General features: G+C 46.6%; 14 protein-coding genes. 4 read left to right on the plus strand and 10 right to left on the minus strand.

All coding sequences use genetic code 11. The annotated features are described in order from the left end of the window. Positions 1–30: 30 nt before the first annotated feature. From QUB12_RS33905 to QUB12_RS33920, 4 genes are all read right to left on the minus strand, one after another. Positions 31–945, minus strand: a complete 915-nt coding sequence (locus QUB12_RS33905) for a histidine kinase dimerization/phospho-acceptor domain-containing protein (protein WP_333310562.1) — start codon at positions 943–945, stop codon at positions 31–33. Further along, a complete protein-coding gene (locus QUB12_RS33910; protein WP_333144502.1) occupies positions 864–1,280 on the minus strand; it encodes a response regulator in 417 nt (138 codons plus the stop codon). Before QUB12_RS33910 ends, QUB12_RS33905 begins: the two co-directional genes overlap by 82 nt. A gap of 176 nt (positions 1,281–1,456) precedes the next feature. Then, entirely contained in the window at positions 1,457–1,918 is a 462-nt protein-coding gene (locus QUB12_RS33915; RefSeq protein ID WP_333144503.1) for a response regulator, read from the minus strand. Next, positions 1,881–3,839: a CHASE3 domain-containing protein gene (locus tag QUB12_RS33920; RefSeq protein WP_333144504.1), complete on the minus strand. Its 1,959-nt coding sequence runs from the start codon at positions 3,837–3,839 to the stop codon at positions 1,881–1,883. The genes QUB12_RS33915 and QUB12_RS33920 overlap by 38 nt, the downstream gene beginning before the upstream one ends. An 836-nt stretch (positions 3,840–4,675) precedes the next feature. Here QUB12_RS33920 and QUB12_RS33925 point away from each other — a divergent pair. After that, positions 4,676–6,109 carry a transposase gene (locus QUB12_RS33925; protein WP_333310564.1) on the plus strand — a complete coding sequence of 478 codons (1,434 nt, stop codon included), beginning with the start codon at positions 4,676–4,678 and terminating at the stop codon, positions 6,107–6,109. 127 nt (positions 6,110–6,236) lie between these two features. On the opposite strand, the gene QUB12_RS33930 is transcribed toward QUB12_RS33925, so the two are convergent. Next, positions 6,237–7,445, minus strand: a complete 1,209-nt coding sequence (locus QUB12_RS33930) for a 4-hydroxy-3-methylbut-2-enyl diphosphate reductase (protein WP_333310566.1) — start codon at positions 7,443–7,445, stop codon at positions 6,237–6,239. Positions 7,446–7,576: 131 nt separating this feature from the next. Here QUB12_RS33930 and QUB12_RS33935 point away from each other — a divergent pair, with 131 nt between their 5' ends. Further along, positions 7,577–8,011 carry a GxxExxY protein gene (locus QUB12_RS33935; RefSeq protein WP_333144506.1) on the plus strand — a complete coding sequence of 145 codons (435 nt, stop codon included), beginning with the start codon at positions 7,577–7,579 and terminating at the stop codon, positions 8,009–8,011. Between the two features lie 125 nt (positions 8,012–8,136). Here the strand turns inward: QUB12_RS33935 and QUB12_RS33940 are convergent, their stop codons facing one another. Continuing rightward, a complete protein-coding gene (locus QUB12_RS33940; protein ID WP_333144507.1) occupies positions 8,137–9,573 on the minus strand; it encodes an ammonium transporter in 1,437 nt (478 codons plus the stop codon). Positions 9,574–10,022: 449 nt separating this feature from the next. Beyond that, on the minus strand, positions 10,023–10,940 hold the full coding sequence (locus tag QUB12_RS33945; RefSeq protein ID WP_333310568.1) for an SGNH/GDSL hydrolase family protein: 918 nt from the start codon (positions 10,938–10,940) through the stop codon (positions 10,023–10,025). 281 nt (positions 10,941–11,221) lie between these two features. On the opposite strand from QUB12_RS33945, the gene QUB12_RS33950 reads away from it, so the two are divergent. After that, a complete protein-coding gene (locus tag QUB12_RS33950) occupies positions 11,222–11,824 on the plus strand; it encodes an IS607 family transposase (protein WP_333310570.1) in 603 nt (200 codons plus the stop codon). Between the two features lie 305 nt (positions 11,825–12,129). Here the strand turns inward: QUB12_RS33950 and QUB12_RS33955 are convergent, their stop codons facing one another. Continuing rightward, positions 12,130–13,731 (minus strand): ammonium transporter, encoded by a 1,602-nt coding sequence (locus QUB12_RS33955; RefSeq protein ID WP_333310572.1) that lies wholly within the window; start codon positions 13,729–13,731, stop codon positions 12,130–12,132. Positions 13,732–13,814: 83 nt separating this feature from the next. Then, positions 13,815–14,336: a 5-(carboxyamino)imidazole ribonucleotide mutase gene (gene purE, locus QUB12_RS33960; protein ID WP_333144511.1), complete on the minus strand. Its 522-nt coding sequence runs from the start codon at positions 14,334–14,336 to the stop codon at positions 13,815–13,817. 234 nt (positions 14,337–14,570) lie between these two features. Here purE and nagA point away from each other — a divergent pair, with 234 nt between their 5' ends. Beyond that, complete coding sequence (nagA, locus tag QUB12_RS33965) at positions 14,571–15,800, plus strand: N-acetylglucosamine-6-phosphate deacetylase (protein ID WP_333144512.1); 1,230 nt, start codon at positions 14,571–14,573, stop codon at positions 15,798–15,800. 74 nt (positions 15,801–15,874) lie between these two features. On the opposite strand, the gene QUB12_RS33970 is transcribed toward nagA, so the two are convergent. Continuing rightward, on the minus strand, positions 15,875–16,150 hold the full coding sequence (locus QUB12_RS33970) for a hypothetical protein (RefSeq protein WP_333144513.1): 276 nt from the start codon (positions 16,148–16,150) through the stop codon (positions 15,875–15,877). Between the last annotated feature and the right edge of the window lie 73 nt (positions 16,151–16,223).

A 16,223-nucleotide genomic window follows, 5' to 3' on the forward strand; every position in this document is an offset into this window, starting at 1 on the left:
TCTGGGACCTGTCTGATGAGTGTGCTATATTCAGATTGTTGCCGATTGTCGGGGATTGTCTGGATTAAAAGTATCAGAGACTGCTTTTAGTGGCAAGTTAGCTTTGCTGAGGCGGCTGTACTCTAGCAAATTTTCGATTAAAGTATTCATCAGACTTGCGGCGTCATTAATCCGATACAAGTAATCCTGTGCAGTAGCATCCAACTCGCTGGCTTTATCTTTAAGCAACATTTCAGCAAAAAACGAAATTCCCCGCAGAGGAGCGCGCAAGTCGTGAGAAACTGAATAGGTAAACGATTCGAGCTGTGCATTAACTTCTTCTAACTCAGCAGTACGCTCTCTCACCCGCTCTTCCAAAGTTTCATTAAATTCCCGCAAAGCAAGTTCAGCCTGCTTGAGTTCAGTAATATCTTCAACCAATCCCTCAATGGTACTTTCACCTTCTGTGCTGTAGAGATATTGAGTAAACCGAATCCATTTTACTCGACCGTCTGCCAAAGGAAAGGTAATTTCGATATTTTGAGACCGAGACTCCCCTGAATCTAGCAGGGCTGTTTCATTGTCTTGTACGGGCAATCCCCCCGTGGTTGCCGCGATATCTGAAACCCCGACCCCCTCGTCTATGGGCTGGGCGGGCACGGGGGCACCGCCCCTACAAAACCCTGGTTTTCCGTAGGGGCAATCCCCCCGTGGTTGCCCCGAAACAGCCCTGCCTGAATCTAGGGGTTGCACAAACAATTTCTGAAGATAAATCCCTTGGACATCTGCTAAATTTCTGGCATCAAACAAGCGCAAAAAAGCTTGATTGCTTTCCAAAAGCTGCCCCTGGGAAGTCGCTCGAAAAACTCCGACATTTAAGTGTTCTAGCAGAGAATGAAGTTGATTTTCCAGTCGGGCGACTTCCAGGCGGCAACTCGATCGAGCACTGCGCGAACCGTAACGCAAAGGCGCACATAGTGCTTCGGCGACTTGATAATGTAGTCGTCCAATCCTGATTTCATTGCCTCTACAGCAATTTCTTCATTGCCAGTATTCGTAAACATTACAATCGGGCATTCTGGATAACTAGCTTTAATAGTTTTCAGCACATCTAAACCGTTCGTCCAGCGTAGTTGGTAATCAGTAATTACCAGATGGAATCCGCCTCGTTTCAGTGCTTCCCCGAATAATCTATCGTCAAAAACTTCCGTTATTTGCAATTGCGAGAATTGCCGATCTAATTCGCGTTTGACCAGCAGCCTATCTGTTGGGTTGTCGTCAATTACCAGAATGTGTAGCACTGTAACAATTAATAATTTTGCTATTAGCTAGAGTGGCGATATATTATCATAAAAATGTTAGAAATCGCCCCTTTAAGATGAGACAGGACGGGCTTACTCACTAGAAACTTAATTTACTCGTTACCCGAAAGAGCCTGGTAACGAGTAAACAAGCAATAAAAACCGGGAAACGGCTACTACAAACCAGAAAATTCTCTAGGTTCCGGCAGTTCGCTATAGTTGAGCCAATACTCGCTAAAACTCTGCATCATTTCCAATAAAGAAGCAAACCCGACCGGTTTAACCAAATAAGAATTTACCCCTAAATCGTAAGCGCGCTTGACATCAAGTGTTTGCCTAGAAGAAGTAAGCATAACCACCGGCAAGCGTTTTAGTTCCGGCTGCTGCCTCAGCCAAACTAAAACTTCGTGACCGGATCGCCTGGGCAATTTCAAGTCTAGTAAAATTATCGCAGGTAAAGGATAGCGATCGCGATCGCTGTATTCTCCGTCCCCATTTAAATAAAAAACCGCTGCATCTCCATCTCGCACAATTTGCAGCGAAGTATTAGCAAAAGTCTCATTGCGAAATGCCCGCTGCATCAATAGAATATCAACGGGGTTATCTTCCACCAGCAAAATCGTCTGCGTTTGCGTCATGCTTTCTCAGTTGTATCCAAAATCGACTGCCTTGTCCTAATTGAGATTCCACTCCAACTTGACCGCCCATGCGATCGACTCCTTTTTTTACAATAGCTAATCCTATACCAGTTCCGGGGTAAGACTCAATACCGTGCAGCCGTTCAAAAACCCCAAAAATGCGTTTTTGATGTTCTGGAGCAATACCGATGCCGTTGTCTTCTACCCAAAGACGGATGAAGCCGACTGGCAATAGAGGGCTGGTCATAAGTAACTGAGAATGCTCCCACTGTCCCACAGTTCCCCTTTCCAATTCTCCCCCTGTATCCCTGTCTGTCTGTCCCTCTTGAGGCAGCTCAAGTTCCTCTGCCCATATCTGTACTTGGGGTGATACGCCTTCCACAAATTTTATAGCATTGGTGAGCAGATTGGCGATTACTTGAATTAAAGTAACGCGGTGGGCAATTACCGCAGGCAAGGGTGATTGAACAATGATTTGAGCGTGGCTGGATTTAGCGTCGGCTTTTACCATAGCAATTGCCTCGACCACAGCAGATTCTAAGTCTAAAACTTGCAGCGATAAATCAGTGCGGCTGAGGCGGCTGTAAGCTAGCAAATCTTCGATTAATTCTTCTAGTTGTTGCCCAGAATTAACAATTTGCTGGGCGTATTCTTGACCAAGTTCGTCGAGGATGTCACGGTAATCTTCTAATAAAGCTTCAGCTAATCCCTGCATTCCCCGCAGGGGAGCCCGCAAATCGTGGGCGACGGTATAGGTGAAAGCTTCTAATTCTTCGTTAGCTGCTTGAAGTTGATTGGTGCGGAGTTCCACTCGCCGTTCTAAGGTAGCGTTGAGCATCCGAATTTCTGCTTCTGCTTGCTTGCGTGCCGTTATGTCAATGGCGGTACTAATTACTAAACTTCTGCCGTCGGAAAGCTGGCCTAAAGGTGCGGAATAAAAGTCCCAAATGCGAGTTTCGCCGCTGGCTGTGGCAATCATATATTCGCCTTCAGAAATGCGGCTGTTTAATTGGTGCAGCCGATCGATATCTGCTTGCACTAGCGATTTGCGGTTGTGGTAAGCTTTTTCTGTCCAATCTTCAATTGTGGGAATTTCTGAGTGTTGGTAGCCTGAAAATTCTGTCCAAGCGCTGTTAATTTGCAAAACTTGTCCGTTTTCAGCGTGCAGCATAATTGGCAGCGGTGCGTTGAGAATGGCGAGGCGGAAACGTTCTTCGGTTAATTGTAGGGAGTGGCGATCGTGTTCTAGCTGTTCTAACAGTTGATTTTGCTTGATTTCGGCATTGTCGCGCAAAGTTCGATCGCGCTTCACCAAATAGTAAACCAACAGCATCAACAGGAAATTTACTAAAGTGGCAACGGTAAAAGTCAGGATTGTCAAAGTAGCGCTCGTTTGAGATTCTCGGGCACGCTGCTGCAATAGCTGAGTTTCTTCGGCTGTCATGGTGGCTATCTGCTGCCGAATGCCGCCCATGATTTGCTTTCCCCTACCGGATTTTACTTCCCGCAGGGCTGCTTCTAACTTTTGTTGGCGTCGCAGATTGATGGTTCCTTCAAGTTCGGCTAATTTAGAGTCGATCGCAATTTTCAAGTTGCGAATGCGCTGTTGCTGCCGATTATTGTCAGCCGTTAGCTGCTGCAATCCGACTACTTGTTGGTTGATGCGGGCGATCGCGCTGTGATAGGGTTCTAAATACCGTTCTTCTCCCGTCAGCAAATAACCGCGCTGTCCGGTTTCAGCATCTTTTAAGGTAGAAAGCGTGGCTTCGAGTTCGGTTAAAACTCGGTGAGTGTGGCTCACCCAGCGTTCGTTTTCGATTAACTTGAGAGTGTTGCGGTAGGATGTAGCCGCATTGAAAATCAGCAGCGCCACGGCCATTCCGATACCTGCGGTGATTTGGCGAGTCAGGGATTGTTTCATGGAATACTCGGCACGCGAGTCCTGCTTTTTTTTATTTTAGCTGGATACGGACTACTCGAATTTTTGGCGCCGTCACAGACGGCGAATAAAGCCTATAAATTTAAGGTTCAAATTTGCGATCGATCTTGTTTCTAATTTAGCCTCGCTCCTCCTCGCATCCCCCTTAAGTCTGAGATGGCATAAATCGCTCTCTTGCGTCTCGTGATTCAGGCAAACGCTACACAATCTAGGATAGCCTGAAAAGCTTAATTCGCCTTTTTTTGCATCGATTGTTGTATCGTTCGTGTTGCTTTGGCAGTTTCAAATTGCGGCGTAAAGAAAAGAGTTTTTACCTATTGACTCCTGTTGATTTTTGGGGTATATTTTAGATAATGGGAGTGGTGACATAAATTTAAATTTTGTCACTATTCCCATTATTAAATAATACATTGTCAATCTAGCAAAGTCAAGCTTTTTACCCCAAAAAAAAAGGCGAATTTTTAATATTTTATTTAAAAAATAATCTTTTGGAGCGAGGGAGAAATTCACAGAAGCGATGACGCGGGTGAATAGTATGAGAAATCAGAAAAGCGAGCGATCGGGTAATTGGGGAGAACTAAGGGGTTGAAATTAGTTTAACTATTAGCCGGGAAGTCCCTCGGTATATTTAGAGGGGATTAATCTGAGCGCTGGGCGAAGTACCCCGAATAAATTACCGCAGGGATGTCCAGAAGCGTCGGATGGAGGGAGGGAAGCCGACAATTAGACATTGCAAGTACCTTTAATTTTGATGTACTTTCTAAACATTAAATTGAAAAAATGGTACATTAAAGTAGGTCGAAAAAAGGAAGTTTCCAATGCAACTGACATACAAATACCGCCTCAAGCCCACGAAAGCCCAACTAGCAACAATTGTGGCTCATTTAGAACTCTGTCGTCGGCAGTACAACTACCGACTCGGCGAAAGATTTAGGTGGTGGGAAGCCACGAGAACACCTATCAATGCCTGCCCCTTGATTGTTTCTATAGTCCCTGTTGAAGAGATTTATCAAAATATTCCCTTAACTAGGGTGCAGACTAGAGATGGTAGAAAAAAGGATGAGTCAGGCAATCCTTTGACCAGAAAAGGTGACATTTTCTCGAACATTGAAGGCGGATACGTCCAGTGGCAAACCATACAGCTTGCTGACCTGAAAAACACTAAAAAACTATTTCCTGATTACAAAGTGTTGGATTCGCAGGTTTTGCAGGATGTTGTAAACAGGGTGGAAACTTCCTTTTCAAATTTCACCACGCCGGACAAAAATGGCAATCGTAGAGGCAAACCCAAGTTCAAAGGGTTTCACTACTACAAATCTTTCACTTACTCTCAATTAGACAACTTAGATATTGCTAAAGATGAGCAAAATAGGATTTGTATTAACCTCGCAAAAATAGGTCAAGTGCCTATGGTTTTTCATCGTTCAATACCAACAGGATTTAAGGTTAAGACGGGTACAGTCGTCAAAGAAGCGGATGGGTGGTATATTTCCCTGACGCTAGAAGATAAGACGGTTCCCGTAAGGGTTGTAGAAATTCAACCAACTGACAAAAATACTGTTGGTATCGACTTAGGAATCACTAATTACGTTTATCTTTCTAATGGCGAAAGAGTTGAAAATCCTAGATTCTTGAGGAAGTCGGCCCAGAGGTTGGCAAGACTTCAAGCGAAGTTAGCTAAAAAAATCAAGGGTTCCAAGCCTTGGAAAGTTATCAAGGACAGGATTTCCAAACTCCATCAGTTTATAGCTAGAGCTAGACTGGATTTTCAATTCAAAACGGCACATGAGCTATTTGGCAAATGCGATGTTTTAGTTATTGAAGACTTGAGTGTCAAAAATTTAACTAGACGTGCCAAGCCGAAGACTGACATTGACAATGGTAATTTAGTTTATTTGCCAAACGGTCAGTCAGCTAACAGTGGCTTAAATAAATCCATGCTTGATGCTGCTCACGGGCAATTCGCCAGCGTTCTCAAATATGTCGCCTGGAAATTAGGTAAAACGGTTCTATTTGTTGACCCAAAAGGAACTTCTCAGCATTGCTGGAATTGCCTCAACAGAGTACCGAAAGAATTGTCGGATCGATGGCATTCTTGTCAGTGTGGAGAATCTTTGGATCGAGATGAAAATTCAGCCAAACTTATAAAGAAGATTGGTCTAAGTTACGAAAGTGGCGGGGGAACTCCGTCACTCAAAAAAGCCTTTGCAAAAAAGGAAAAAGAAGCCTGCGGTCTAACGGTAATCCGTTGACCGTCAGGTTAGTTCACCATCGGAATTATATCTTTTTGCGAGCGAGCGTCTCGATCTCACTCGCAAAGAGACACTCGCCCTGCACTGAGCAAAATATGCTTCCGAGTGCAGTGCCGAAACAATATAATTACACAATCGCAGCCGCTGCTTTCATCGCGAAAATGCGATCGATCGCATCTTCAACAACCTTATCAGGCGTAGAAGCACCCGAAGTCACGCCGACTACAATTTTACCATCCGGTAGCCAACCTTCAGTTACGACCAAATCTCCCCCCAAAGGCTTGTGTTCGATCCGATTTCCCGGTAAAATGCGCTCCGCACAATCAATGTGATAAGAAGGAACAGTTTTGTCGATCGCAATTTCCTGCAAATGGGTAGTATTAGAAGAATTAAAACCCCCAATCACCAGCATCAAATCCAACTTTTCCTCAACCAAACTCAACATAGCATCTTGCCGTTCCTGAGTCGCATCGCAGATAGTATTAAAACTCTGAAAATGCTCGTTCAAATTCTCCGGCCCAAACTTCCGCATCATCGTTTTTTCAAACAACTTACCAATATTCTCTGTCTCAGTTTTGAGCATAGTAGTTTGGTTAGCAATCCCAACGCTTTCCAAATCCCGATCCGGGTCAAAACCAGCAGAATAAGCCTTGCTAAATTTAGCAAGAAACTCTTCGCGATCGCCCCCATGCAAGATATAATTGCTGACATATTCAGCTTCTTGCCAATTGAGCACAATCAAATACTTATCAGCAAAAGAACTCGTAGCAACAGTTTCCTCATGCTTGTACTGACCGTGAATAATCGAAGTGTAATCCTTTTTTTTGTGCTTTTCAACAGTATTCCAAACCTTAGAAACCCAAGGACAAGTAGTATCAACAATCTTGCAGCCCTTATCATTAAGCAACTGCATTTCTTGAACACTCGCTCCAAAAGCAGGTAAAATTACCACATCGCCACTATCGACAACCGAAAAATCTTTCTGCCCCTTTTCAACAGCAATAAAACCAACTTCCATATCGCGCAAATGCTGATTCACAGACGGATTATGAATAATCTCATTAGTAATCCAAATCCGTTCCGAGGGGAAATGCTGGCGAGTCTCGTAAGCAATAGCTACAGCGCGTTCCACCCCCCAGCAAAACCCAAAAGCCTGAGCGAGTCGGATCGTGACTGCGCCGCGTTCCAGCCTGTAATTATTGTCGCGAATTTGCTGGATCAGACTGCTTTGATAAGCCGTCTGCATTACCCCAGCTACCTCAGCTTCGTGTCCGAAACCCTTGCGGTGGTAGTTTTCCGACTGTTGGAGCGATCGTTTAAAAGCTTTAGTATCCATGCGGTATCGAGTAGAAATCTAGGTTAATTACCTTTGATTTTAGAATGCCTGGGGTGCGATCGGGCTTATTGGTTCAGTAGCGAAGAGGGGATATGCTATTTATATGATCGACACATGAGAGGGAAGAAGGAATGAACCGCGAAGACGCGAAGGACGCGAAGGAAGAAGAAAGAAGAATGAGACAATTGGGCGAACAGCTAGAACAGTTGGCTTATAGAGTGATTGGGGCGGCTATTGAGGTGCATCGGCTTTTGGGGCCAGGATTTTTAGAATCAGTGTATCAGGAATCCTTAGAAGTTGAATTTCGGATGCGGGGGATAGCTTGTCACCCTAAAAAGCCAGTAGCAATCACTTACAAAGGTTATCCAGTGGGCGAAGGTCAATTAGACTTTCTGGTTGGCGATATCCTCATTGTCGAATTAAAAGCTGTCGAAAAGCTAGCTCCCATCCATGAAGCCCAAGTTATCTCCTATCTTAAAATGACCAAAAACACCCTAGGCCTTCTGATCAACTTCAACGTTCCGATCCTCAAAGAAGGCATCAAACGCATAATTCTCTCATCTTAACCCTTCTTCCTCTTCCTTCTTCGCGCTCTTCGCGCCTTCGCGGTTCGTTAAAAAAAACTTAAAAAAATTGCAGAGACCAAGATTGCTGAGTCTCTGCACGATCGAACTTATTCAGAAAATTAGCTTCAAACCTTCTTCGGCGCAAAAGGAGAACTCGATTCAAACGAACTGAAACCGCCGGCAAAATCCTCACCGTAAGCTTCTTCCCCGTGCTGGCCGATATCCAAACCTTGGTCTTCAGCAGATGACGGCACTCGCAGTTCCATAAACTGTTCCAAAATTTTCAGGATCGCAAAAGTGCCGACACCCGCAAACACGTAAGTAACTAGAACGCCTACAAACTGGCTCACGATTAGCCCCGAATTCCCCGCAAACAGCCCGTCATTTCCGAGAGGGTTAACGGCTTTAGTCGCAAATAAGCCAGTCAGAATCGCGCCCACAGTTCCGCCTACGCCGTGAACTGGGAAGGTATCCAAAGAGTCGTCAAATCCCAGCTTAGCCCGCCAACTAACGGCAAAGAAGCAGCAAACCGAAGTAATCGATCCGATCAAAAGCGCTCCCACTGGAAACACGAATCCAGCCGCAGGTGTGATGCCCACCAATCCCGCGAGGAAACCGCTAGCAATTCCCACTGCTGTCGGTTTGCCTCTGAGCACCCATTCCACAATTGTCCAAGTTAAACCGCCGGCTGCTGCAGAAATCATCGTGGTGACAAAAGCCACTGTTGCTAAAGAACCAGAACTCAAAGCACTACCGCCGTTGAAGCCAAACCAGCCAAACCACAGCATCCCAATTCCCAGCAAGACGTAAGGTACGTTGTGAGGGGTGTGGGGCTTGTTCAAGTGGTCTTTGCGGGGTCCGATCATCCAAGCTGCGACAACCGCAGAAACACCGGAACTAATGTGTACGACTGTGCCGCCGGCAAAGTCCAGAGATCCGATCGCCGCCAGCCAGCCTCTACCCCAAACCCAGTGGGCTAAAGGAGAGTAGATGAAGGTAGACCACAGCAGCACGAACCAGAAATAGGTTTTAAATGTTACCCTTTCGACGATCGCCCCGGAAATCAAGGCTGGAGTGATGATGGCGAACATCATCTGGTAAACCATGAAGACTTGGTGGGGTATTGTCGGTGCGTAGCCGATCGGATCTGGGGTGTCCGCCGTGACGTTGTTCAAGAACATCCAGTCGAAACCGCCGATGAAGCTTTCGATCCCTTGACCAAACCCTTTATCATTGAGGTTGCTGGCGGTGACATCAAAGGCTAAACTGTACCCCCACAACGTCCAGGTGACGCCGATCGTTCCCATCATCACCAAGCTCATCATCATGGTGTTGAGGACGTTGCGCGATCGCACCAGTCCCCCGTAGAAAAACGCCAGCCCCGGTGTCATCAGCAATACCAGTGCTGAGGAGACCAACATCCAGGCCGTATCGCCACTGTTGATAGGATTCGGCGCCACCGCAGCCGCGGCACCAGCATCTTGAGCTAAGGCATTGTCCATCAGCGGCCCGCTTAACAGCCACAGCGCCATGATGCCGATCGTTAAACTTTTTTTGATCACGTTAGTCGTACCTTTTCATACTCAGCAATTTTCAGGGAAGACCGAGCCGATTTTAGATGTGAGGATTTTAGATGCAATAGTTATTTGGTTTTAAGTCCCTGTTTTAGCGGAACAAATCTTCAATAGATAATTCCCCAATCCTCAACCCCGCGACTTCGTATAGCCGGACTCATCTAAATTCGTCAACTATCAATCTCATGGTCTATGCCTTTTGGATTGCACCATGTGTACCAACAGTGATTCTGTATCGCCCTATACTAAATAGCTAAGTATCATATTTCTTCATCTATCAGTGGATACTTGACATAGCCAGTGATAGCAGAGCAATCCGAGAGGGGGAGTTGAGGAGAGGGCAGGAGTTTTGAGTTGGGGAGAGTGGGAGGAGGAGAGGGGGAGAGTTGTGGAGAGTGTTACTTTATCCTTGATCTTTCTAACTAATGACTAATAACTCATGAATCATTTTTCAACTGCATCTGATCGAACAGTTGCAGGGCCGATCGCCAAACCAGATAACCTTGATCGTTAAGGTGCAAGCCATCTGTGCTGAGTTCAGTTGGCAAATTGCCGTCAACATCCGCAAACAGCGGGTACAAATCCAGATACAAAACATTTTCCGAACTAGCAATTTCTTTCAGCCGTCGATTTATTGCCCTAATCCGACTGTTAGGAATCGCCAACAGCCGATCGCGATTTTCCCAAGTAGCTTGTTCCCCGCTGTGGGGCAAAATCGACTGCACAACTACTTGTGCTTTGGGGTGCGCCCACCGCAAATCGCGAATAATCTGCCGCTGGTTGTCCAAAATCCCTTCGTCGCTGGCCCCCCGCAACAAATCGTTAATCCCGATCATCACAAACACTGTATCCGGCGCAGTTCGATCGAACAACTGCAACCGCTTCAGCAAACCCACCGAAGTCTCCCCCGAAATTCCTTGATTCAGCCAAATTCGATCGGCTGGTAACAGCTTGGTCGGAAACCACATACTCAGAGAATCCCCAGCCAAAACACTCAGTCTTGAGGGTCGATTCGCCGCCGCCGCCTCAGCTTCGCGACCCAACTGCGTCACCCACTGCTGGTAAGTCCATTTATGTCGCGGCCCGGGAACGGGCACGTCTAGCACTGCCTTTGCAGAGATCGCCGGTTGGCCAATTTGTTCCTGGGCCGCTTCTGCCGTCACCGCATCATTCGCCTGGAAGCTTTCTGTCAAGTTGTTTCCCCGCAGCAGTAATTGAGCGACTGTAACTATCAGTACCCCGTTCGTCACCAAAGATAGCAAAGCCCAAACCGGAACAGTTTTCGATCGGCTAACTTCCATCCCTAAGAGGGATTTATGAGTTCTACTTCTGCTACCTCCTCCAAACTTCTCCATAAACTCAAGCTATTTGCAGGCCTCACACCGAATAATTTGCACTGATTGCTGCATCAAATTTTACCGCTCAATTAAAGCCTCAATTCTTGTAATAATCAAGCACTGTGCTGTGTTGGGCAAGGGCGGCGATGCAGAACTTTGCTTTTTGGCACTACTTTACCATAAAAAATCTGCCTACCAAACTTTCTTGCCATAAATCGGATTTGTCCAACCTGCAGACCGGGACAAAAATATATCTAAAACTTACCGAAATTACCCATTTCTGATGCTAAAATCCAAAAATGAAAAAATTAACTATAACTGAAGCAGCCAAACTTAAAGGTGTGAGCGCTTCCACCTTGCGCCGGTGGGAAGCCGAAGGCAAGCTAATACCCGAACGCACCGCTAATGGTCACAGACGCTATGACCTAGCTCATCTTCTCGGCTTAAAACCCAACGGCGCTTTAACCATTGCTTACGCTCGGGTTAGCAGTCACAACCAAAAAGATGATTTAGACAGACAAAAACAAGTTTTGGAATTGTTTTGTGCATCTCAGGGATGGCAATTCCAAATCATTGAGGATGTAGGTTCTGGGGTTAATTACAGTAAGCGGGGTTTACAACATCTAATTCGGGCGATCGCAGACAATCAAGTAGAAAGGTTGGTATTAACTCACAAAGACAGACTGCTGAGACTTGGTTCTGAACTAATTTTTAATTTGTGCGAACACTTTGGGACAGAGGTAGTGATTATAAATCAAACCGAAAATGCTAGCTGTGACGAGGATTTAGCTAAAGATATACTAGAAATAATCGCTATTGTCTCCGCCCGCCTTGATGGCAGGAGGAATGTCAAGAACAAGCGCCTCGTTGAAGAACTTAAGGCAATTGGCGATCAACTCTAACCAATACACCAGTTTTCAACGCTCGTGATTTACAGATTCTCAATTCCCATTTCCCCATTATCAATTACCAATTAATGGCGCACATCTCAGGCAATCGAAAACTGCTATATGTACGCCATTAAACGTAAACTAACAATAAAAATATGCCCGCGTTCGTATCGAATATTGAAACGCGAGCACAACGATAGACAGCCATAAGTTGGCGGGTATTTCAGATTCGGGTGTTTCTGAATAAAGGGGTGAATTAGCTGATAAATAGCTAATTTAGGACACGAAAGCTGAATTGATCGATCTCTTCGCACGCTCTACATTTTGTTAGGCCTCCCACCAGAACCCCCACCATAAACGCCGTAGCCGCTCTCACTTCTGTTATCCAAGCTCGTTTCCTTCACAAACCCGGTGTAAGCTTCCATCCCGTGTTCGCCGATATCCAAACCTTCAGCCTCCTCTAAAGCAGAAACGCGGATACCCAGCAAAGCTTTGAGTGCCATCCAAAAAATCGTAGTCAGCAGCACGGTCATCCCGCCTACAGAGATAATGCCGACCAACTGCGCCCAGAGTTGACCGAACCCTCCGCCCACGAGCAATCCGGCTGCCGGGCCTGCGGTATAAAGTCCAGTTGTAGGCCCGTCAGCAAATAAGCCAACTGCCAGAGTTCCCCAGATGCCGCAGACTAAGTGAACTGAAGTTGCGCCTACAGGGTCGTCAATTTTCAAGTTGTCGAAGAAAGTTACTGCGAAAACTACCAGGATACCGGCGATCGTGCCGATTATGGCAGAGTTGGGCAAGTTGATCCAAGCGCAGCTCGCTGTTACGCCGACTAAGCCGGCGAGGATGCCGTTGATAATCATCGAAAGGTCGGGTTTGCCCAGGTACAGCCAAGCAGTAATGGTTGCAGCAGCTCCCCCGAAGGCACCGGCGGTGTTGGTGGTGAGCGCAATGTGGGCGATCGCATTTGGATCGACTGCCATTGTCGAACCGGGATTGAACCCGAACCAACCCAACCACAGAATCAAACAGCCCAGGGTGGCAATGCTCATATTGTGTCCCGGCATCGCCACAGTATCGCCGTCGCGGTACTTGCCGATCCGCGGCCCCAAAAATGCCGCTCCCATCAAAGCAGCCCAACCGCCTACCGAGTGAATCACTGTCGAACCGGCAAAATCGTAGAACCCTGCTTTTGCCAGCCAGCCGCCGCCCCAAATCCAGTGTCCGGTAATCGGGTAAGCAATTCCTACTAGCAGCAAGCTGAAAATTAAGAATTCAAGGAATTTAATTCGCTCTGCAACGGCTCCAGAAACGATCGTCGCAGCAGTTCCCGCAAAAACTAATTGGAAAAAGAATTTAGCGTTAAGAGGCACTCCCGTCCAGTTAAGCGAGTCGAAAATGCCTTGATAAGCCTCTCCTGTGGCGGGGCTGTTGTCAGCTACGTTCCACAGGAAAAATCCGCCGCTGGTGCCGATAAAACCGTTGCCGTCACTGAACATTAAGGCAAAGCCGATCGCCCAATATGCGATCGTAGAAAGCGCAAAAACAATCAAGTTTTTGGACAGCACGTTGACGGCATTTTTTTGGCGGCAAAAACCGGTTTCCAACATACAGAAACCCGCGTTCATAAAGAACACTAGCATCGCCGCCACCATGACCCACATGGTATCCATGCCCACCTTAAGGCTTGCTAATTGTTCCTCGGTGGTTGGTGCGGGAGCTGTTTGGGCTACCGCCGCATATCCCCACACCAAGACGATGATTGCAGCTAAAGGTATACAGGCTTGCCAACTTGGAGTGAGGCGGGCGATCGCCCGTGGTAACTTCTTCAACCTGTTGACTTTCGTAAAAAATTTAGCTGCTGACAAATTGAAAGACTCCCGCCTGACGGGTTTTGACTTTTTCTTTCCGACAGTCATTTTAATCACTTTTACCCTCTTTACGGCTAGTAAGCTCAGCAATATTCGGAAAACTTTCCAATCTTACTACAAAAGTTTATGGATTATTTGTTGAGATTGAGATAGTTATGATAGCCTAGCTCTTCTAGAAGATTTTGTTTTTTCAGTACAGATTCGGACAAAGTTTTGCGGTAATGCAAAACTCGCTCTAGCAATTCTGGCTGATGAGCTGCCAGTATCTGAACTGCCAGCAAGCCAGCATTCTTAGCGTTGCCGATCCCCACTGTTGCTACGGGTATCCCGGCTGGCATTTGCACGATCGAGTACAGTGAATCTAGGCCTTGGAGGTGGCGACTCGGTACGGGCACGCCAATTACGGGCAAGGGGGTTAAAGATGCTACCATACCTGGGAGGTGCGCCGCTCCCCCGGCACCTGCAATAATGACTTTCAAGCCTCGTTGGTGAGCGGTTTGGGCGTATTCCACCATGCGCGAGGGGGTACGGTGCGCCGAGACGATCGCTACGGAGCAAGCAACGTTGAATTCTTCGCAAACTGCGATCGCATCTTTCATGGTTGGCAAATCCGAATCGCTACCCATGATAATTCCAACTGTCGCTTGATTCATAAAATTTTCAGATTTGAGATTTCAGATAAATGCTAATTTTAAATGATTGCGTTAACTCAAATTTAGATATTTTGTACCAAAACTGACCCTTCAAAGCAATTTTGCCACAAGCCCCCGTCTGAGCAGCCCTAGAGCCAGCAAAAAGCAAAAAGCTCCCCCTCCCGATCGCCAGCCACCGGACTTATCCGTAGCGAATATTAAATCTAAAATCTAAAATCTAAAATCTAAAATCGGATGACTGAAGCCACAACCCCAACTGCCGCCCCCACAGATATTCTCAATGTTCGCATCCCCGGTTGCAAGGATTTGCAGATGCTTGCTGTTGACGAAACGGGAATCATTCAAGAAGTTTTGCCGATGGACGCCGTATTTAAACGGATTTGTCCTCCCCATTTGCACGTGCTTGATGTAGCAGGCGATTGGCTTTCTCTGGGCGGTGTTGACTTGCAGATTAACGGCGCCCTGGGTTTTGCTTTTCCCGATTTAGAAAGCAAGCATATTGAAATTTTGCCGAAAATTTGTCAATTTTTGTGGAATCAGGGAGTAGATGCTTTTTTGCCGACTTTGGTGACAACTTCGCTGGATAAGTTTAGGCGATCGCTCTCAACTATAGCTGATTATATCCGCACTGTACAAACCGCCGATCGCGCAACAATTGAACCCAAAACAGCGGAAATTATTGGAGTTCACCTCGAAGGCCCTTTTCTCAACCCCCAGAAGCGAGGCGCTCACCCAGTTGAGTTTTTGTTACCGCTAACTATAGAAAATGTCAAGCAAGTTTTAGGAGATTGTGCCGATATTGTCAAAATAATTACTTTAGCGCCGGAGTTAGACAGCACTGGCGAAGTCATTTCCTATTTGCAAAGTTTGGGAATTTCCGTCAGTCTCGGACACTCCCAAGCGACGGCAGAGCAAGCACAGCAAGCATTTGAGCGGGGGGCTTCAATGGTAACTCACGCTTTTAATGCGATGCCGAGTTTGCACCACAGAGAACCGGGTTTGTTGGGAGCGGCGATTGTTTATCCGGGGGTAAAATGCGGTTTAATTGCTGACGGGAAGCACGTTTCTCCGACAATGATTGATTTTTTGCTACGCGCTGGTAGGTATCAAAAAGGCGTTTTTTTAGTGAGCGATGCTTTGGCTCCTTTGGGTTTGCCTGACGGTGTTTATCCTTGGGATTCCCGACAAATTGAAGTCAGAAAAGGTACAGCTTGGGTAAGATTAGATTATCACTCGGCCCTGGAATGTGCTACTTTGGCAGGTACTACTCTGCCGCTGTTGGCGGGAGTACAGAATTTGGTGGAGTGGGGGATTTGCGATGCCGAAAGTGCGATCGCCCTGGCAACTGAATCTCCAAGAAAGGCGATCGGACTTTCGGGAATTATTGGCAAATCGGCAAGTCAATTGTTGCGCTGGAATTTAAATGCTGCGACAAAAGAATTGACTTGGCATCGGTTGTTTTAAGTAGTTCCATTTAGTTTCCATGCCATTAGTTTCTCGCGCAGTAGAGTTCGTAGTGAGGACGAAGAGCCCTGATGCTAAGCGCTGCTAGCAATTCGGTGTTCTCGGCAAGTTCGATCGTAAATATGATTTAATTCCACAGCCAAGCAAATCTCGCCGCGCAGCCACAGCGGTAAAACAGGGAGCTCGCAGCCCACAGCCAGTTTTTCCTGCCAAATATCGAGGCATTGGTTGCCGTCTCGCTCGATCGGTCGATAAGCTGTAGCATAGAGTTCAGCGTCGAAGGGCGAAGCGCTTCCTCCCGCCAGACGGGCTAACAATTCATTATGAAGATTTGCCTTCCTTCCCGTCACCAAAAAACTGGGTCTGAAGCCCCGTCGTTCTACGACGGCTTTTTATTGATTTTCCAGTTTCCTAATCAACCCT

Source organism: Microcoleus sp. B7-D4 (assembly GCF_036705125.1).
Lineage (GTDB): Bacteria > Cyanobacteriota > Cyanobacteriia > Cyanobacteriales > Microcoleaceae > Microcoleus.